This is a genomic window from Escherichia sp. E14V7 (assembly GCF_004212225.1).
Lineage (GTDB): Bacteria > Pseudomonadota > Gammaproteobacteria > Enterobacterales > Enterobacteriaceae > Escherichia.
Window position 1 is genome coordinate 165,940 of record NZ_RHJJ01000013.1, and the last position, 20,146, is coordinate 186,085.

Genomic DNA, 20,146 nt, shown 5'->3' on the forward strand with positions numbered 1-20,146 from the left:
CAACCGCGCCAATGCCTGATGCGACGCTTGCCGCGTCTTATCAAGCCTACAAATGCTCCCCGTAGGCCGGATAAGGCGTTTACGCCGCATCCGGCAACCGCGCCAATGCCTGATGCGACGCTTGTCGCGTCTTATCAGGCCTACAAATGCTCCCCGTCGGCTGGATAAGGCGTTGACGCCGCATCCGGCAACGATGTCGGGCGGACAGCGATTACCATTTCACCGTCATCGACAAAAACCCTGCCGTCTGGGCAAAATCATCGCTTCCTTTCTGCCACGCCACGCTGCCACGCAGGGAAACTCGCTGACTGATATTGCCCGTTACTCCCACTTTTATTTCACCCCGTTGCTTCACCGCATCGTCACTGATTTGGCTACCATCTTCTTCAATTTCCGTCGAATGGGGATCGTGATAATAATTCAGATCTAATGTTGGTGTGACATGAACAGCGGTACGCCATTCGCTGTGTAATCCCAGCCGAGTCTGAATATCATCGCCCTGCGATTGTGACACCCGCGCATGGTTAGCGGCGGTAAAATCCTCCTGCTGCACGCCCTGATAAATCACCTGCGCCTGCGGTTCAATCACCACACCACGCCCCGGTAACCACTGATAGCCGGCTTCCAGCGAAGCAACGATCCCTGATGAGTGGTAATGGTCCGCGCCGTCGTTTTGTTCGCTAACATCATTCGTAAACCACGCGTATTGCAGCCAGCTATCCAGCCAGGCCCCCTGCCTCTGATTACCGTGCTGAAACCAGCTGGACGTCAGCCCAACGGCATAACCGTGGTTCTGGTTATCGGCGCGAGTTCCAGTCATATTCGAGCGGCTGTCCCCCTGGTTATCGCTGTAGCCACCTACAATCCCAAGCATCCACTCGCCATCATCGCCCCATCGTCCGCTAAACAGGTCGCCGCTAAGCTGCACCGTAGAAGTGTCTTCATGCTGAGCCAGTTGCCCTGCCGCCGTGTAATGATAACGTCCGCCGATAACGCGTAAATTCAGCGTCTGACCATCGCCACCAGCGTGATCGTGTCGCTCCATCATAAACGCCTGATTTGCCGCCCGCAGGTTATTAAAATATCCACCAACTTTGGCATTCAGCACAGGCTGATAAGCGGGTGTTGGGTCGGGCTCCGGCGTGGGATCGGGAGTCGGATCCGGATCGGGCGGTGGCGTCGGAGTGACTTTTTGCGAGCGCAGATACCAGTCATTATCATCTTCCACCAACGTATAGTCGTAAGCGCCCATATTGACGTAGCCGCTGCCCGCCAGACTAAACTGCGCATTGTTTTGAAATTGCGTGGGATCGGCTGCGAAATCAATCACTTTAATGCCTGTAGATGTCGGCTCACCAATCCCGGTAATGGGGTTAACCACCACGGTCGTGTTGCCAGCAGTATTACCGTTCAACACCAGTTGGTCGCTTGCTGAGTCATCGCCGTTTAATTCGCTATCGAGCAGTAGCGTACCGCCGCCGGTATAATCACCGTTTACCGTCAGCGTATCGCCAGCGACGCCATTTTGCAGGCTAACCGCACCGGACGTATTGGTCAGATCACCATTGACCGTCACGTCTGAAAGATAAGTCAGGCTGTCGGTTTCCAGGTTGGTATTAAGCTCACCTGTCAACATCACGCCATCGGTGGCATTCACCAACGTACCGTCGCCGTTAAACAGCGAGGCATCCAGTGCGGCGGAAGTATCCTGCCCGGTCAGGCGCAAAACCGTACCATCGCTGATGTCGATAGTGCCGCTGGAAGTAGCATCAATAGACTGAATATCCTGATCCGCACCAGTCTCGAACGTCGCCCCATCACCGACCCACAGCGATGATGCATAAGGAAAGATATCCACAACATCGCCTTTCAACGTGCCTTCTTCCACTCGCACCGCCGACTGCGCCGTGCCACTGGCAGTCAGTTCCAACGTTCCTGCACCGGTTTTCGTCAGTGTGGTTCCCGCGTCCTGCTGCTGCCCGCTGCTGTCAGCCATCAGTGCGCCCCACTGTGTGTCTACACCCGCATCCACCATCACTTCACCATCGGCGCGCATTTCGATATCACGTCCGTGGCCTGCCGCATCTGAACGCGTGTCAACGTCGGAGGTAATCTCCATCACGCTTTCTTGTTGATTATCAGTAAAGGTAACCTGGCGGTTATAGTGGGTATCACCAAGCTGAGAGTTGTCGCTCACCACCAGCGTACCGGAAGCGATTTGTGTTGTGCCGAGGTATTGATTGTCATTTGCCAGGCTGACCTGCCCGTCACCTGCATCCACCACCACATAAACACCATTATTCCCGTCATCGCCAATATGCAGATCATCGCCACCGTAGAGATCGACAACATCCTGCTGACCAATCACCGTACCGCCGCTGCCACTGATTTCCAGACCATCGTTCTCTGACGTACCGCTCTGCCAGGTAGTGAAATCGGAGAGATCCAATACGCCGCCGTTTAACACGATGGACTGCGGATCGTCCTGCATATCCGCAAGGTCCGTGGCGTTACCCGAAAGCGAGAGGATTGCGCCATCTTCCACCACAATATCGCCGGTCAGTGCCATCGACTGCGCCCCCGCCAGCACATAGCTACCGTTTTCAGCAATAGTGAGTTGCCCTTCCCCCTGAATAGTTCCGGCAAAACCGCCCTGGTTGACGGTAACATTGCCGCCAGCGTCAATATTTAAAGTGCCATTCTGAAAACCCATTAACGAATGTACAAATGTTTGCTGAGTCGAACCGACGTTAAGCTCTGCCTGATTATCTGTGTGTCCGATACTGCCAACGCTCAGTCCATAACAATCTTGAGGATTGCTCTGGCACTGGCTGTCACCCACATTCATCAGCGAATTATTCCGCCCTAGCGTGACTTCACCGTTTTTAATTCTCATCTCGCCGGTAAAATCATTGTTATCAGCGTTAAGTACCAGTTCTCCCGCTCCGGCTTTGGTAATAACGCCAGTCCCCGCAATGGAGTCGATAGCCCCATCATTTTTTGTACTGCCAATGATCAAGGTTTTATCAGCCGCAACATCAAAACGGATTTCACTTGACCCTGTATACAGAAAGCCTCCAGCTGCTGCCGAAGCGTCTTCACCATAAGCGGATGCGCTGTTATTCACATCTACTAATACGCCCCCGTTCTGGCTGTAGCTGTCATCAACAGCGATATCAATAAGATAAGGAGAAGTCGTGCTACTGGTATAAATTGCGCCACCATAACCTTCAGCAGTGTTATTTATGAACGAAGTATTGTTAATAACGGTAAATCCTGATGGGTGTGTTTTATCGCTATTATTATCAGTAATATCGATGGCTCCACCATCACCATCACTGTAACTTGTTGATGTATATGCCTGATTATTATCAAAAACAGTGTTATTTAAGTAGACATTATTATTAATCGAATAAATTGCGCCACCTTTACCATCATTAGCAACATTATCCGTAAATACAGCATTGGTAATGCTAAGATCAATATCACCAGCGTCATTTGTTCCCGCAGAGTAGATCGCCCCTCCATAACCTCCAGCGATGTTATTATCAAAAATAACCTGAGTAAGGTTCAGCGTTGAGTTTTCTTTTGCAAAGATAGCTCCGCCATTATTATATTCACCGCTCACGGCATTATTTTCAAACAGAGTCATCCCTGTTCCGCCTTGTGCTGATAATGTGAAATCAGCACCTTGTTGTAAAAATACCGCGCCTCCACTGGCATCATTTGCCATAGAGGAAAAAACAAGCCATTGCCCGTCAGCAACATTCCAGGTCTGTGTACTACCTGAAAGGCTTTGATAGCTGGCCCGACAACTGGCAGTAACATTAACACCCTGACATGAAGCCAGAACCTGCGACGCTGCGTTTGCACGCGTAAACACGCAAGCAACGACGGCTGGAATAATTAGTAGATATCCTTTCCTGATAAAAACAATCCGTTTTTTATTCATAATCTGACAGCCTGTGAGAAATAACACGCCATCATTAAAAGACATATTGTGATTGTAGATAATGATTAATTGTAAATAAGAAATATTTAAAACATATATACTAAAATAATATCTTCTAAAAGAAATAAATTATTCCTTTTGACACTGACCAATTTATGAAATAACAATAATTAAAACACATTAAACTGATTAATTCGTTTCTTGTTTACCTGGAATAATCAACATAACAAACTTTTATTTCACATCTGTTGATTAAAAAATACCTGTTCCGTGAACCGCAGCCATTTACATTCGCTCACATCATAAACATAACATTAAGTGCCGACGTTATATGAATTTGTGATGGCATCAATTTTCACCACACCTGACAAAAGCGCAACAAATAACCTGGATCAATAATTATCTTAAATTGAGCGTTCAAGAAATCGCCGAACGGTTATTTTTAACAAATTTTTCTCTTCCCATTGACTTTCCCGAACACCTTGTCTGACCTAAGGTACGCGGAAGTCACTTTTTCCTTCCTGAGTTATCCACAAAGTTATGCACTTGCAAGAGGGCCGTTTTCACACTATCTTGCAGTGAATCCCAAACATACCCCCTATATATAGTGTTCGTTGCAGCTTTCCTTACTACAGGTAGTTGCCGTGAAACTATTGCGGAAAGAATTCCAAAAACAGGTACGACATACATGAATCAGAATCTGCTGGTGACAAAGCGCGACGGTAGCACAGAGCGCATCAATCTCGACAAAATCCATCGCGTTCTGGACTGGGCGGCAGAAGGACTGCATAACGTTTCGATTTCACAGGTCGAGCTGCGCTCCCATATTCAGTTTTATGACGGAATCAAGACCTCCGACATCCACGAAACTATTATCAAGGCTGCCGCTGACCTGATCTCCCGTGATGCACCGGACTATCAGTATCTCGCCGCGCGCCTGGCAATTTTCCACCTGCGTAAAAAAGCCTACGGCCAGTTTGAGCCGCCTGCGCTGTACGACCACGTGGTGAAAATGGTCGAAATGGGCAAATACGATAATCATCTGCTGGAAGACTACACGGAAGAAGAGTTCAAGCAGATGGACACGTTTATCGTTCACGACCGTGATATGACCTTCTCTTATGCTGCCGTTAAGCAGCTGGAAGGCAAATATCTGGTACAGAACCGCGTGACCGGCGAAATCTACGAGAGCGCACAGTTCCTCTATATTCTGGTTGCTGCGTGCCTGTTCTCGAGCTACCCGCGTGAAACACGTCTGCAATATGTGAAGCGTTTTTACGACGCGGTTTCCACATTTAAAATTTCGCTGCCAACACCAATCATGTCAGGCGTGCGTACTCCGACTCGCCAGTTCAGCTCCTGCGTGCTGATCGAGTGCGGCGACAGCCTGGATTCCATTAACGCGACCTCCAGCGCGATTGTGAAATACGTTTCCCAGCGTGCGGGGATCGGCATCAACGCCGGGCGTATTCGTGCACTGGGTAGCCCGATTCGTGGCGGTGAAGCGTTCCATACCGGCTGCATCCCGTTCTACAAACATTTCCAGACGGCGGTAAAATCCTGCTCCCAGGGCGGCGTGCGCGGCGGTGCGGCAACGCTGTTCTACCCGATGTGGCATCTGGAAGTGGAAAGTCTGCTGGTGCTGAAAAACAACCGTGGTGTAGAAGGCAACCGCGTGCGTCATATGGACTACGGGGTACAAATCAACAAACTGATGTATACCCGCCTGCTGAAAGGTGAAGATATCACCCTGTTCAGCCCGTCCGACGTACCGGGGCTGTACGACGCGTTCTTCGCCGATCAGGAAGAGTTTGAACGCCTGTACACCAAATATGAGAAAGACGACAGCATCCGCAAGCAGCGTGTGAAAGCCGTTGAGCTGTTCTCACTGATGATGCAGGAACGTGCGTCTACTGGTCGTATCTATATTCAGAACGTTGACCACTGCAATACCCATAGCCCGTTTGATCCGGCCATCGCGCCAGTGCGCCAGTCTAACCTGTGCCTGGAAATCGCTCTGCCGACCAAACCGCTGAATGACGTTAACGACGAAAACGGTGAAATCGCGCTGTGTACGCTTTCTGCTTTCAACCTGGGGGCAATTAACAGCCTGGATGAACTGGAAGAGTTGGCCGTTCTGGCGGTACGCGCACTTGACGCGCTGCTGGATTATCAGGATTACCCGATCCCGGCAGCCAAACGCGGGGCGATGGGTCGTCGTACACTGGGTATTGGTGTGATCAACTTCGCTTACTATCTGGCGAAGCACGGTAAACGCTACTCCGACGGCAGCGCCAACAACCTGACGCATAAAACCTTCGAAGCCATTCAGTATTATCTGCTGAAAGCCTCTAATGAGCTGGCGAAAGAGCAAGGCGCATGTCCGTGGTTTAACGAAACCACTTACGCGAAAGGGATCCTGCCGATCGATACCTATAAGAAAGATCTGGATGCCATCGCTAATGAGCCGCTGCATTACGACTGGGAAGCACTGCGTGAGTCAATCAAAACGCACGGTCTGCGCAACTCCACACTTTCTGCCCTGATGCCGTCCGAGACGTCTTCACAGATCTCTAACGCCACTAACGGTATTGAACCGCCGCGCGGTTACGTTAGCATCAAAGCATCGAAAGACGGTATTTTGCGCCAGGTGGTGCCGGACTATGAACATCTGCACGACGCCTACGAGTTGCTGTGGGAAATGCCGGGTAACGATGGCTACCTGCAACTGGTTGGTATCATGCAGAAATTTATCGATCAGTCGATCTCTGCGAATACTAACTACGATCCGTCACGCTTCCCGTCAGGAAAAGTGCCGATGCAGCAGTTGCTGAAAGACCTGCTCACCGCCTACAAATTCGGGGTCAAAACGCTGTATTATCAGAACACCCGTGACGGCGCAGAAGATGCGCAGGACGATCTGGTGCCGTCAATCCAGGACGATGGCTGCGAAAGCGGCGCATGTAAGATCTGATATTGAGATGCCGGATGTGGCGTAACCCTTATCCGGCCGACGGTTCGAATTTGTAGGCCTGACAAGACGCGCCAGCGTCGCATCAGGCACAGGATGCGGCGTAAAATGCCTTATCCGGCATTAAAACCACAGGACACATTCATGGCATATACCACATTTTCACAGACGAAGAATGATCAGCTCAAAGAACCGATGTTCTTTGGTCAGCCGGTCAACGTGGCCCGCTACGATCAGCAAAAATATGAAATCTTCGAAAAGCTGATCGAAAAGCAGCTCTCTTTCTTCTGGCGTCCGGAAGAAGTTGACGTCTCTCGCGACCGTATCGATTATCAGGCACTGCCTGAACACGAAAAGCACATTTTTATCAGCAACCTGAAGTACCAGACGTTGCTCGATTCAATTCAGGGTCGTAGTCCGAACGTGGCACTGCTGCCGCTGATCTCGATCCCGGAACTGGAGACCTGGGTCGAAACCTGGGCATTTTCAGAAACGATTCACTCTCGTTCTTATACCCATATCATTCGTAATATCGTTAACGATCCGTCTGTTGTATTCGACGATATCGTCACCAACGAACAGATCCAGAAACGCGCGGAAGGCATTTCCCGCTATTACGATGAACTGATCGAGATGACCAGTTACTGGCATTTGCTGGGCGAAGGCACCCACACCGTCAACGGTAAAACCGTGACCGTTAGCCTGCGCGAGCTGAAGAAAAAACTTTATCTCTGCCTGATGAGCGTTAACGCGCTGGAAGCCATTCGTTTCTACGTCAGCTTTGCTTGTTCCTTTGCCTTTGCAGAACGCGAACTGATGGAAGGTAACGCCAAGATTATTCGCCTGATTGCCCGTGACGAAGCCCTGCACCTGACTGGCACTCAACATATGCTGAATCTACTGCGCAGCGGCGCGGATGATCCGGAAATGGCGGAAATAGCCGAAGAGTGTAAGCAAGAGTGCTATGAGCTGTTTGTTCAGGCGGCACAGCAGGAGAAAGACTGGGCGGATTATCTGTTCCGTGACGGTTCGATGATTGGTCTGAATAAAGACATTCTCTGCCAGTACGTCGAGTACATCACCAACATCCGCATGCAAGCTGTCGGTTTGGATCTGCCATTCCAGACGCGCTCCAACCCGATCCCGTGGATCAACACCTGGCTAGTGTCGGATAACGTGCAGGTTGCCCCACAGGAAGTTGAGGTGAGTTCTTATCTGGTCGGTCAAATTGACTCGGAAGTGGACACCGACGATTTGAGTAACTTCCAGCTCTGATGACCCGCGTTACCTTGCGCATCACTGGCACACAACTGCTGTGCCAGGATGAACACCCTTCCCTTCTGGCGGCGCTGGAATCCCATAATGTGGCGGTTGAGTACCAGTGTCGCGAAGGCTACTGCGGCTCCTGTCGCACTCGCCTGGTTGCAGGCCAGGTTGACTGGATTGCCGAACCGTTAGCCTTTATTCAGCCAGGGGAGATTTTGCCCTGTTGTTGCCGGGCAAAAGGCGATATCGAAATAGAGATGTGATCTGGCACTAGTGCCAGATGCGACGCGGATGCGTCTTATCTGGCCTACGACGATTACATGGCGTAGTAATACGCTTTCACCTGTTCCCAGTCGGCTTTGGGGATCGGCTCCAGATATTTTTCCAGTTGGCGGAAGTCATGATTGATCGCTTTATGGCGCCGTACACGACGGCGGCTTTTCTCCAGGTCAAGAAAACCAGCTTCTGCTTTACCTTCCGTTTTCACATAGATATGGCGAACATAACAGCAACCATGCTGCCGATTAACGCTATGCATTTTCTTAAACGCCAGCGCTACCGCTTTTAGCATCTCTTCGCGAACATCATCAGCAAAAGGCGTAATTGCATGTTGCGCATACCAGTCAGCAATGCTGACAAACCCCGCCATATCTTCTGTCACCAGCAACGCACGCCATTCGCCATCAATTTTCACCGCTTCTCCAAAAACGATTTTCGGCACAATCACGCCAGCGCGTTCCAGATCTTTTATCACCGCAACCTCGCGCACAATCGTCGGGCGACCAAACGGATAGCGGAGGGAATGAAACAGGTGCTGAGTCATGCGCTTCACGTAAATTTTTTGCCCGTCTCGTTCAACGCATTGCACCCCACTCATGCCATTGCGGCGGAAATTCGGCTCTTCAACCCAGTCTCCTTCCGTTGCCCACCAATGATTAAATTCGTCGAGTTTTGCTGAAACAACCATACCCTGTCGCCTGTTGTTATTGTTAACGACAACGACTATAGGTGTTCACCTTAAGAAAAACTTAATAAAAAGTGTTTATTAATGGGTTTCTTTTGCCGGAAACAAGTCATCCCGCGCTAAATAACAGCAAGCAAGGATAACTAACAGATTTTATTGAAGAATTAACTATGCCCACTATGTGTAGGGGTGTGGATGAAGAGTGGTATCGGATGGCACATAAGTGCCATCCGACACTGAATTTACTCTTTGTTGAGGAATTTTACCGCCTTGTCAGGGAAGTCGGTAAATAACCCATTAACACCTGCTTTATTGTACAGAATGTCATACAACTGATTCACATCGGTGGCATATTCCGGTAGCTTGTCGGCCCGCACGGTATAAGGATGCACCACCAACTTATTCTGCTGTGCATCTTTTACCATTCCGGTAAGCTTGATATTACCCGGCTGCGATGTCTCATCAATCACCATATGGTAATCCGGGCCAATACCATCAGCATATTCCGCTACCTGTTTCATGGCACCCGGTTTGAACATCCAGTCATAGCTGTAATTAACCCAGCTTCCGTCCGGTTGTTTCTGCTGAGTTTCGTTCCAGTCGGTGTATGCAATCAGCTGTACCAGGTTGAGGTCCATACCCATTTTAGGTTCCAGCTCATTCTTAATACGCTTCAGTTCATCAGCATCAAAGCATTGCAGATAAACCTTATCATCCTTACCGGTGTAGCCATATTTCTTCAGCACTTCCAGGGTTTTTGCCGCAATATCCTTCCCTTCCTGATGATGGAACCACGGCGCTTTAATCTCTGGATAGATACCAATATTTTTCCCGGTCGAATGGTTTAGCCCCTGAACAAATTCAATTTCCTCTTCGAAAGTGTGCACCCGGAAGTCAGATTTACCCATCGGGAAACGCCCGGGAAAAGTCTGCACTTTTTTACCGTTTTCAATATCGAAGCCTTCAGTGAATTTTAAAGACTTAATTTCATCCAGCGTGAAATCTATCGCGTAGTAACGGCCATCTTTACGCGCCCTGTCCGGGAAACGATCGGCAACATCGGTTACCCGGTCAAGATAGTGGTCATGCAGAACGACCAGATGGTCGTCCTTCGTCATCACCAAATCCTGTTCAAGATAATCGGCCCCCTGCGCATACGCCATCGCCTTTGCAGGCAGCGTATGCTCCGGCAAATAACCACTGGCGCCGCGATGGGCAATCACTATTTTCTCACTGTTATCCGCCGCCATTGCACTGCTTCCCATGATCATTCCACTCATCATGATAGCCATGCTAAGGTTTTTCAGCGTCAATTTCATGCCATTAGCCTCCGTTGCGTTTTTGCTGTAATTCCTGATGGCGACGTTTTTCGCCAATCATTACGACAATTAACAAGATAACTGCCAGGATGCTGCCGCCAATCATCACCATGAAGCCGCCATCCCAGCCAAAGTAGTCAACGGTGTAGCCGACAATCGCGCTTGCCGCTACGGAACCACCAAGGTAACCAAACAGTCCGGTAAAGCCCGCCGCCGTACCTGCCGCTTTCTTCGGCGCCAGTTCCAGCGCGTGCAGACCAATCAGCATGACTGGGCCGTAAATCAGGAAGCCGATAACAATCATACAAATCATATCAACAGTTGGGTTGCCTGCCGGGTTCATCCAGTAAACGATGGTGGCGATGGTCACCAGTGTCATAAAGAAGACGCCGGTTGCCCCACGGTTACCGCGGAAGACTTTGTCCGACATCCAGCCGCACAGCAGAGTGCCTGGAATGCCCGCATACTCATAGAAGAAGTAGGCCCAGGAGGATTTATCCAGCGCGAAGTGTTTCACCTCTTTCAGGTAAGTCGGTGACCAGTCGAGGATACCGTAGCGCAGCAGATAGACGAACACGTTGGCGATGGCGATGTACCACAGCAGTTTGTTCGGCAGCACGTACTGCATGAAGATCTGTTTCGCGGTCAGTTCCTGTTCCGCTTTTTCGTTATAGTCGTCCGGGTAATCATTTTTGTACTCTTCGATCGGCGGCAGGCCACAGGATTGCGGGGTATCGCGCATCATCGCAAAGGCGAACAGAGCCACCAGAATGGCACAGAAAGCCGGCATATAAAGCGCCGCGTGCCAGTCATTGAACCAGGCCATCCCCAGCAGGAACAACAGCGGCGGAATACCACCACCGACGTTATGCGCACAGTTCCACACCGACACAATGCCGCCACGTTCTTTCTGCGACCACCAGTGCACCATAGTACGACCGCACGGCGGCCATCCCATCCCCTGGAACCAACCGCAGAGGAACAGCAGCACAAACATCACCGCAATGCTCGATGTCGCCCACGGAACAAAGCCCATAAAAAGCATAACTGCCGCAGCAAGAATCAGACCTGCTGGCAGGAAAACGCGCGGATTCGAGCGGTCCGACACCGACCCCATGATGAATTTCGAAAATCCGTAGGCAATTGAGATCCCTGAAAGGGCAAAACCTAAATCACCACGTGAGAACCCCTGCTCCACCAGGTAGGGCATCGCGAGAGCAAAGTTCTTACGAACCAAATAGTAAGCGGCATAACCAAAGAATATCCCCAGGAAAATTTGCCAGCGCAATCGACGGTAAGTCGGGTCGATCTCCGCAGCAGGTAAGCGCGCCTTGTGTGGCGCTGGTTTAAAAATACTCAACATTTATAGCCTCCGTGGCCGTGGTCTTATTTATGATTAACAGCCTGATTCAATGGAAGAACCTGCCGTTTCTTGAGTTGCCGCGATGTTAATTAATCATTCATTCAATGAATGTGAATTACCGCACACATTATTAAATAAGATTTACAAAATGTTCAAAATGACGCATGAAATCACGTTTCACTTTCGAATTATGAGCGATTATGCGCGAAATCAAACAATCTATGTTTTTTCTGTGGCTAAATGAGACAAAACGAACTTTTGAGGGATAACAATGAAAACTCGCGATTCGCAAACAAGTGACGTGATTATCATTGGCGGCGGCGCAACGGGAGCCGGGATTGCCCGCGACTGTGCCCTGCGCGGGCTGAAAGTGATTTTGGTTGAACGCCACGACATCGCAACGGGAGCCACCGGGCGTAACCACGGTCTGCTGCACAGCGGCGCACGCTATGCGGTTACCGATGCGGAATCGGCCCGCGAATGTATTAGTGAAAACCAGATTTTAAAACGCATTGCGCGTCACTGTGTCGAACCAACCAACGGCCTGTTTATCACCCTACCGGAAGATGATCTCTCCTTCCAGGCAACTTTTATTCGTGCTTGCGAAGAGGCTGGAATCAGTGCTGAAGCCATTGATCCGCAGCAAGCACGCATTATCGAACCTTCCGTTAACCCGGCACTGATTGGCGCGGTAAAAGTTCCGGATGGCACCGTTGACCCATTCCGGCTGACCGCAGCGAACATGCTCGATGCAAAAGAACATGGTGCCGTTATCCTTACTGCTCATGAAGTCACGGGACTAATTCGTGAAGGCGCGACGGTGTGCGGTGTTCGTGTACGTAATCATCTCACCGGCGAAACTCAGGCACTTCATGCGCCTGTCGTAGTTAATGCCGCCGGGATCTGGGGGCAACATATTGCCGAATATGCCGATCTGCGCATTCGCATGTTCCCGGCGAAAGGATCGCTGCTGATCATGGACCACCGCATTAATCAGCATGTGATCAACCGCTGCCGTAAACCTTCCGACGCCGATATTCTGGTGCCTGGCGATACCATTTCGCTGATTGGCACCACCTCTTTACGCATTAATTACGATGAGATAGACGACAACCGAGTGACGGCAGAAGAAGTGGATATTCTGCTGCGTGAAGGGGAAAAACTGGCCCCCGTGATGGCGAAAACGCGCATTTTGCGGGCCTACTCTGGCGTGCGCCCGTTGGTTGCCAGCGATGACGACCCGAGCGGCCGTAACGTCAGCCGTGGCATCGTGCTGCTCGACCATGCCGAACGCGATGGTCTGGATGGATTTATCACCATCACCGGCGGCAAACTGATGACCTATCGTCTGATGGCGGAATGGGCTACCGACGCGGTATGTCGCAAACTGGGCAACACGCGCCCCTGTACGACCGCCGATCTGGCACTGCCTGGTTCACAGGAACCCGCTGAAGTCACCTTGCGTAAAGTCATCTCCCTGCCTGCCCCGCTGCGCGGTTCTGCGGTTTATCGTCATGGCGATCGCACTCCCGCCTGGTTAAGTGAAGGCCGTTTGCACCGCAGCCTTGTTTGTGAGTGTGAAGCCGTTACTGCTGGCGAAGTGCAGTACGCAGTAGAAAATTTAAACGTCAACAGCCTGCTGGATTTACGTCGCCGCACCCGTGTGGGGATGGGGACTTGCCAGGGCGAGCTCTGCGCCTGCCGGGCAGCTGGATTGTTGCAACGCTTTAACGTCACCACCTCCGCGCAATCTATCGAACAACTTTCCACCTTCCTTAACGAACGCTGGAAAGGCGTGCAACCCATTGCCTGGGGGGATGCACTGCGCGAAAGCGAATTTACCCGCTGGGTTTATCAGGGACTGTGTGGTCTGGAGAAGGAGCAGAAAGATGCGCTTTGATACTGTCATTATGGGCGGCGGCCTCGCCGGATTACTCTGTGGCCTGCAACTGCAAAAACACGGCCTGCGCTGTGCCATTGTCACTCGTGGTCAAAGCGCGCTGCATTTCTCGTCCGGATCTCTGGACTTACTGAGCCACCTGCCAGACGGTCAGCCGGTGGCAGACATTCATGCAGGGCTGGAGTCTTTGTGCCATCAGGCACCTGCCCACCCTTACAGTCTTCTCGGCCCACAACGCGTACTGGATCTCGCTTGTCAGGCGCAAGCATTAATTGCGGAAAGTGGCGCGCAATTGCAGGGCAGCGTGGAACTGGCCCATCAGCGCGTTACCCCGCTCGGCACTTTGCGTTCGACCTGGTTAAGTTCGCCAGAAGTTCCCGTCTGGCCGCTACCCGCGAAGAAGATATGTGTAGTGGGGATTAGCGGGCTGATGGATTTCCAGGCGCATCTTGCGGCGGCTTCGTTGCGCGAACTGGATCTTTCGGTTGAAACTGCTGAAATTGAACTGCCGGAACTGGATGTGCTACGCAATAACGCCACCGAGTTTCGCGCGGTGAATATCGCCCGTTTCCTTGATAACGAAGAAAACTGGCCGCTGTTAATTGATGCGCTAATCCCTGTCGCCAATACCTGTGAAATGATCCTGATGCCCGCCTGCTTCGGCCTGGCCGATGACAAACTGTGGCGTTGGCTGAATGAAAAACTACCTTGTTCACTTATGCTTTTGCCAACGCTGCCGCCTTCCGTGCTGGGTATTCGTCTGCAAAACCAGTTACAGCGCCAGTTTGTACGCCAGGGCGGCGTGTGGATGCCGGGCGATGAAGTGAAAAAAGTCACCTGTAAAAACGGCGTGGTGAGTGAAATCTGGACCCGCAATCACGCCGATATCCCACTGCGTCCACACTTTGCGGTGCTTGCGAGTGGCAGTTTCTTTAGCGGCGGGCTGGTGGCAGAACGCGACGGCATTCGTGAGCCGATTCTCGGCCTTGATGTACTGCAAACCGCCACGCGGGGTGAGTGGTATAGAAGTGACTTTTTTGCTGCGCAACCGTGGCAACAGTTCGGCGTGACCACTGACGAGGCGCTACGCCCGTCACAGGCTGGTCAAACAGTAGACAACCTGTTTGCCATCGGTTCGGTGCTGGGCGGATTTGATCCCATCGCCCAGGGATGCGGCGGCGGTGTTTGTGCCGTCAGTGCTTTACATGCCGCTCAACAGATTGCCCAACGCGCAGGAGGCCAACAATGAACGACACCAGCTTCGAAAACTGCATTAAGTGTACCGTCTGCACCACCGCCTGCCCGGTGAGCCGGGTGAATCCGGGCTATCCAGGGCCAAAACAAGCCGGGCCGGATGGCGAGCGTCTGCGTCTGAAAGATGGCGCACTGTATGACGAGGCGCTGAAATATTGCATCAACTGCAAACGTTGCGAAGTCGCCTGCCCGTCCGATGTGAAGATTGGCGATATCATCCAGCGCGCGCGAGCGAAATATGACACCACGCGCCCGTCGCTGCGCAATTTTGTGTTGAGTCATACCGACCTGATGGGTAGCGTTTCCACGCCGTTCGCACCAATCGTCAACACCGCTACCTCGCTGAAACCAGTGCGGCAGCTGCTTGATGCGGCGTTAAAAATCGATCATCGCCGCACGCTACCGAAATACTCCTTCGGTACATTTCGTCGCTGGTATCGCAGCGTAGCGGCCCAGCAAGCGCAGTATAAAGACCAGGTCGCCTTTTTCCACGGCTGCTTCGTCAACTACAACCATCCGCAATTAGGCAAAGATTTAATTAAAGTGCTCAACGCGATGGGCACCGGCGTGCAACTGCTCAGCAAAGAAAAATGCTGCGGCGTACCGCTGATCGCCAACGGCTTTACTGATAAAGCGCGTAAACAGGCAATCACGAATGTAGAGTCGATCCGCGAAGCTGTGGGAGTAAAAGGCATTCCGGTGATTGCCACCTCCTCAACCTGTACATTTGCCCTGCGCGACGAATACCCGGAAGTGCTGAATGTCGACAACAAAGGCTTGCGCGATCATATCGAACTGGCGACCCGCTGGCTGTGGCGCAAGCTGGACGAAGGCAAAACGTTACCGCTGAAACCGCTGCCGCTGAAAGTGGTTTATCACACTCCGTGCCATATGGAAAAAATGGGCTGGACGCTCTACACCCTGGAACTGTTGCGTAAGATCCCAGGGCTTGAGCTGACAGTGCTGGATTCCCAGTGCTGCGGTATTGCGGGTACTTACGGTTTCAAAAAAGAGAACTACCCCACCTCACAAGCCATCGGCGCACCACTGTTCCGCCAGATAGAAGAGAGCGGCGCAGATCTGGTGGTCACCGACTGCGAAACCTGTAAATGGCAGATTGAGATGTCCACAAGTCTTCGCTGCGAACATCCGATTACGCTGCTGGCCCAGGCGCTGGCTTAAACTCCTTTCTGATGCCCGGTAAGCATGTGGTTACCGGGCATTTTTGCGTACACGATTCCGTGCCCAATGTATGCGTTGCAACGCAGTGAAAATTCCTCTGAAAACGTCTCGCAAAGGCTGAAACTGGCAGATGTCAAAGGCCTGGGATAACCGTAATGTCGCGTCATCATAAATATCAGGTGACGGACAACCATGACCGAATCAACAACCTCCTCCCCGCATGATGCGGTATTTAAAACCTTTATGTTCACACCCGAAACCGCACGGGATTTTCTCGAAATACATTTACCAGAACCACTGCGCAAGCTTTGCAACCTGCAAACCTTACGCCTGGAACCCACCAGTTTTATTGAAAAAAGTTTACGCGCTTACTACTCGGATGTTTTGTGGTCGGTAGAAACCACCGACGGCGAAGGTTATATCTACTGCGTGATTGAGCATCAGAGTACTGCGGAAAAAAACATGGCCTTCCGACTGATGCGTTACGCCACTGCCGTCATGCAGCGCCATCTGGACAAAGGCTATGACAGAGTCCCGCTGGTGGTGCCGTTGCTGTTTTATCATGGCGAAACCTCGCCCTACCCGTACTCACTCAACTGGCTGGATGAGTTTGACGATCCGCAACTTGCCCGGCAGTTGTACACCGAAGCTTTTCCGTTGGTGGATATCACCATCGTACCTGACGATGAGATCATGCAACATCGGCGTATAGCTCTGCTGGAACTGATTCAAAAGCATATTCGCGAGCGCGATTTAATCGGTCTGGTCGACAGGATCACCACGCTTTTGGTTAGGGGCTTCACTAATGACAGCCAGGTGCAAACGCTGTTTAATTATCTACTGCAATGCGGCGATACCTCCCGTTTCACCCGCTTTATTGAGGAAATTGCCGAACGTTCACCACTACAAAAGGAGAGATTAATGACTATTGCTGAACGGCTGCGGCAGGAAGGACACCAGATTGGCTGGCAGGAGGGTAAGATTGAAGGCTGGCAAGAAGGTAAATTAGAAGGCTTGCAAGAAGGTAAATTAGAAGGTTTGCAGGAAGGTAAATTAGAAGGTTTGCAGGAAGGCATGCATGAACAAGCCATTAAAATTGCCTTGCGCATGCTGGAGCAGGGCTTTGAACGTGAGATTGTGCTGGCGACAACCCAACTCACTGATGCTGATATTCCACCTAACTGTCATTAAAAGGAGAGATTGATGACTATTGCTGAACGGCTGCGGCAGGAAGGACACCAAATTGGCTGGCAGGAGGGTAAGATTGAAGGCTGGCAGGAGGGGAAATTAGAAGGTTTGCAGGAAGGTATGCATGAACAAGCCATTAAAATTGCTTTGCGCATGCTGGAACAGGGCATTGATCGTGACCTGGTGCTCGCAGCCACCCAGCTAAGCGAAGACGATCTGGCAGCGAATAACCACTAATTAACACAGGCCCACAAGCAATCCCCATGGGCCTTTGATATCAATAACTACCTTTTATGCGTGGCCCATTTTTGCCTGATTTAAACATCGCCAGTCGTTGATCCAGGGCATCGCTATAGAGCATCGTGTCAACGCCAACAGCGACAAAGTTCGCTCCCCACGCCAGGCATTGCTGCGCTTTATCAGGAGCCACAGCCAGAAAACCAGCCGCTTTACCCGCAGCGCGGATCCGCCGAATGCTTAAGTTCGTCAAGCAGCAAATAGGCCGTACTTTTCGGGATCCCCAATGTGTCGATGATCGTTGCAGCACTACAAGGTCCAATGCGGGCAATCAGATTGAGAATATCAATAGCCCGTGTCAGGGCAGGTACTTTGCTTGATTCCAACATACTGGACTCCAGTCTTAGATACTGGAATCAGTCTCGTCGCTCAGGGTGAGTAAAATTGTGAAGCGCATCAAATCCCGTTTCTCGTCCAGCGGACTGGAGAAATTACGCACAAATTTGTGAATCAGCGCACGGATTTTTTCTTATTGAGTACAACAGGTTGGACAAATTTGCGGGAGGGGAATGTGCCGGTGCAGTAAACCGGCACAGCGTAACTGAATCAGACGGATAAGGTCATGGACTCAACAACCTCAATCCAGCCATGCTCGCTGGCGATGTCCTGACCGTTCAGCCAACGGCGCAGCATATTAAGCGCCATCATTGCACACACTTCCTGACGAATAGCCAGACTGTAACGCGTGGCGCTGAAATGTACGCGCAGAGCATAAGTGCCGTCCGGCGTGGCTAGCGCAAAGTTGAGATGCTCGTTCTCGAACCCCGAAACGGCCAGTGCCAGCCCGGCAAAATGGTTGGCCCGCCGTTCTGTAATCCAGTGCGCAGTTTGCGCCAGGGTTTCCTCCTGTGAAGGAACCACTTCACACGCCAGCAATGGCGCACCTGCGCGAGAAAGTTGCAAAGCCAATAAACCACCGGTGAATTGCTCGCTCAACGTCAGGCTGAACTGGCGGCTCTGCAATTCGCAACTGATCTGCGCGGGTAGTCCTTCGGTGCCTTCGAAAATCACGCTCTGTCCGGCAACACGTTTAACGTCCAGCCACAGTTTTTCCATCGCCTGTTGCTCGCTTGCCGGTCCGGTCAGCTTCAGTTCAATTATCGGCATCGAGGAGCGATAGCCCATTGTTACGCCCGGCGGCAGTTGTAGAGTGTCCAGGCTTTGTGCCAGATCGCTTTCCGAACGACCAAAGGTAGTCAAACGCAGACAAACCGGCGGCTGCGGTAAAGAAAAACGCTCGCGCAGGCGCGGCAGGATTTCGTGCTCGACCATCACCTTAAATTCTGACGGTACGCCGGGGGTAAAGAACATCAGGCAACGATTAAGCTGCACGGCAAAACCACAGGCGGTGCCTACGGGGTTATTGATGAACTCGGCACTCGCTGGCAATTCTGCCTGTTTACGGTTGCTCGGCGCCATCACGCGACCACGTTCGCGGAAATAATGTTCCATCTCTTTAAGCCAGGCTTCATGTAGCACCAGACCTTCACCTTTTGCTGTCGCAGCAGCGAGCGCGCTTAAATCATCGCTGGTTGGCCCCAGTCCGCCGTTGACGATCAGCACATCGGCGTGCTGACTGCGCTCACGAAGAATGGTGACTAAATCTTCAAGGTTATCGCCCACCGTATTACGGCGAGATAGCGGCAAGCCCTGATGAAAGAAAAAGTCGGCCAGCCAGGCTGCATTCGTGTCAACGATTTGCCCGTGTAACACCTCATCCCCGGTGGATAGCATTTCCACTTTTAACATGGTTATCTCCTGCTTTTGTTATCGAATCACTATAACGCAAAGGGAGATAAGGCGTAGTAAGAAACTGAATGGCGCGACAGAACGCCGCGCCGGAAGGTATCAGAAGCTGGCGTTAACCCCGACATAAGGGCCGTCGGCCACGGCATTATCGCGATTGCCGTCTTTCCCCGACAGGTTCAGATAACGGTAGCCTGCCTCAATACTGACTGGACGCATAATGGTATAACGCGCGCCAGCATTCGCTTCTTCATAACTTTGAATACCGCTGGAGAGCGAATCCGGAGAGTAATAATACTCGCCAAACAGACGGAAGCTGTCGCCAATTTGCCACTGCAAACCACCACCGACTGCTGCCGCGTAACCTTCATCGCCGTAATTCGGGTTGGTATAAACACCTTTCCCACCTACAGTTGCCATTAACGGCCCCAGAGGAAGATTCAGGCCCAGCCCCACGCCCGCGACATCACCGTCGTCGTCGTTATGTGTCCAGTTACCGCTTAACGCCAGTCCCGTAGACTCGGTCCCGAAACCGACGCCAATATTGGTATATTCTTTTCCCGCCTGACCACTAATGCTTATCGCATTTGCCGATGCAGAAACCAACAGCATTCCAGCCAGAACTGGTAGCGCAAATTTTTTCATTTTTACCTTTTTCCGCAAGAAGATAATCAACATTCCCCAAAGCTGCGGGATTGTACTGCCTGACGCAGAGGATTCAATGCGCGAAAAAAGTGATCTGCT

At 51.5% G+C, this 20,146-nt stretch carries 13 protein-coding genes and 3 pseudogenes; 8 read left to right on the forward strand and 8 right to left on the reverse strand.

Features of this window, described 5'->3' with window-relative positions; translation table 11 throughout:
- Window positions 1-211: 211 nt before the first annotated feature.
- Entirely contained in the window at window positions 212-3,952 is a 3,741-nt protein-coding gene (gene yfaL, locus D9741_RS14900; RefSeq protein ID WP_130217036.1) for an AIDA-I family autotransporter adhesin YfaL/EhaC, read from the reverse strand.
- Between the two features lie 688 nt (window positions 3,953-4,640).
- Here yfaL and nrdA point away from each other — a divergent pair.
- The 3 genes from nrdA (at window position 4,641) to yfaE (ending at window position 8,452) form a co-directional block, all read left to right on the forward strand.
- Window positions 4,641-6,926: a class 1a ribonucleoside-diphosphate reductase subunit alpha gene (nrdA, locus tag D9741_RS14905; protein ID WP_130217034.1), complete on the forward strand. Its 2,286-nt coding sequence runs from the start codon at window positions 4,641-4,643 to the stop codon at window positions 6,924-6,926.
- A gap of 141 nt (window positions 6,927-7,067) precedes the next feature.
- Window positions 7,068-8,198, forward strand: a complete 1,131-nt coding sequence (gene nrdB / locus D9741_RS14910; protein WP_130207160.1) for a class Ia ribonucleoside-diphosphate reductase subunit beta — start codon at window positions 7,068-7,070, stop codon at window positions 8,196-8,198.
- Complete coding sequence (yfaE, locus tag D9741_RS14915) at window positions 8,198-8,452, forward strand: ferredoxin-like diferric-tyrosyl radical cofactor maintenance protein YfaE (protein ID WP_130217032.1); 255 nt, start codon at window positions 8,198-8,200, stop codon at window positions 8,450-8,452. The genes nrdB and yfaE overlap by 1 nt, the downstream gene beginning before the upstream one ends.
- A 53-nt stretch (window positions 8,453-8,505) precedes the next feature.
- Here the strand turns inward: yfaE and inaA are convergent, their stop codons facing one another.
- From inaA to glpT, 3 genes are all read right to left on the reverse strand, one after another.
- On the reverse strand, window positions 8,506-9,156 hold the full coding sequence (gene inaA / locus D9741_RS14920; RefSeq protein ID WP_130217030.1) for a lipopolysaccharide kinase InaA: 651 nt from the start codon (window positions 9,154-9,156) through the stop codon (window positions 8,506-8,508).
- A gap of 239 nt (window positions 9,157-9,395) precedes the next feature.
- Window positions 9,396-10,472, reverse strand: a complete 1,077-nt coding sequence (gene glpQ, locus D9741_RS14925) for a glycerophosphodiester phosphodiesterase (RefSeq protein ID WP_130217028.1) — start codon at window positions 10,470-10,472, stop codon at window positions 9,396-9,398.
- 4 nt (window positions 10,473-10,476) lie between these two features.
- Window positions 10,477-11,835 carry a glycerol-3-phosphate transporter gene (gene glpT / locus D9741_RS14930; protein WP_064526704.1) on the reverse strand — a complete coding sequence of 453 codons (1,359 nt, stop codon included), beginning with the start codon at window positions 11,833-11,835 and terminating at the stop codon, window positions 10,477-10,479.
- Between the two features lie 271 nt (window positions 11,836-12,106).
- Between glpT and glpA the strand changes: the two genes are divergently transcribed.
- From glpA to D9741_RS14955, 5 genes and pseudogenes are all read left to right on the forward strand, one after another.
- On the forward strand, window positions 12,107-13,735 hold the full coding sequence (gene glpA / locus D9741_RS14935; RefSeq protein WP_130217026.1) for an anaerobic glycerol-3-phosphate dehydrogenase subunit A: 1,629 nt from the start codon (window positions 12,107-12,109) through the stop codon (window positions 13,733-13,735).
- On the forward strand, window positions 13,725-14,984 hold the full coding sequence (gene glpB / locus D9741_RS14940) for a glycerol-3-phosphate dehydrogenase subunit GlpB (RefSeq protein ID WP_130217024.1): 1,260 nt from the start codon (window positions 13,725-13,727) through the stop codon (window positions 14,982-14,984). The genes glpA and glpB overlap by 11 nt, the downstream gene beginning before the upstream one ends.
- Complete coding sequence (gene glpC, locus D9741_RS14945; RefSeq protein WP_001000377.1) at window positions 14,981-16,171, forward strand: anaerobic glycerol-3-phosphate dehydrogenase subunit GlpC; 1,191 nt, start codon at window positions 14,981-14,983, stop codon at window positions 16,169-16,171. The genes glpB and glpC overlap by 4 nt, the downstream gene beginning before the upstream one ends.
- Before the next feature lie 192 nt (window positions 16,172-16,363).
- A complete protein-coding gene (locus tag D9741_RS14950) occupies window positions 16,364-17,362 on the forward strand; it encodes an ISNCY family transposase (RefSeq protein WP_130217022.1) in 999 nt (332 codons plus the stop codon).
- Window positions 17,363-17,596 (forward strand): annotated as a pseudogene (locus D9741_RS14955) (hypothetical protein); the annotation flags it as partial. It lies immediately after the preceding gene.
- 40 nt (window positions 17,597-17,636) lie between these two features.
- Here D9741_RS14955 and D9741_RS14960 read toward each other — a convergent pair.
- From D9741_RS14960 to D9741_RS14975, 4 genes and pseudogenes are all read right to left on the reverse strand, one after another.
- A pseudogene (locus D9741_RS14960) lies at window positions 17,637-17,837 on the reverse strand (aldolase/citrate lyase family protein); the annotation flags it as partial.
- Window positions 17,836-17,985 (reverse strand): annotated as a pseudogene (locus tag D9741_RS14965) (helix-turn-helix domain-containing protein); the annotation flags it as partial. The pseudogenes D9741_RS14960 and D9741_RS14965, both read right to left, overlap by 2 nt.
- Before the next feature lie 217 nt (window positions 17,986-18,202).
- On the reverse strand, window positions 18,203-19,405 hold the full coding sequence (locus D9741_RS14970) for a nicotinamide mononucleotide deamidase-related protein YfaY (protein WP_130217018.1): 1,203 nt from the start codon (window positions 19,403-19,405) through the stop codon (window positions 18,203-18,205).
- A gap of 99 nt (window positions 19,406-19,504) precedes the next feature.
- Window positions 19,505-20,047, reverse strand: coding sequence for a YfaZ family outer membrane protein (locus D9741_RS14975; protein WP_130207171.1), 543 nt, complete (start codon window positions 20,045-20,047; stop codon window positions 19,505-19,507).
- Window positions 20,048-20,146: the final 99 nt, after the last annotated feature.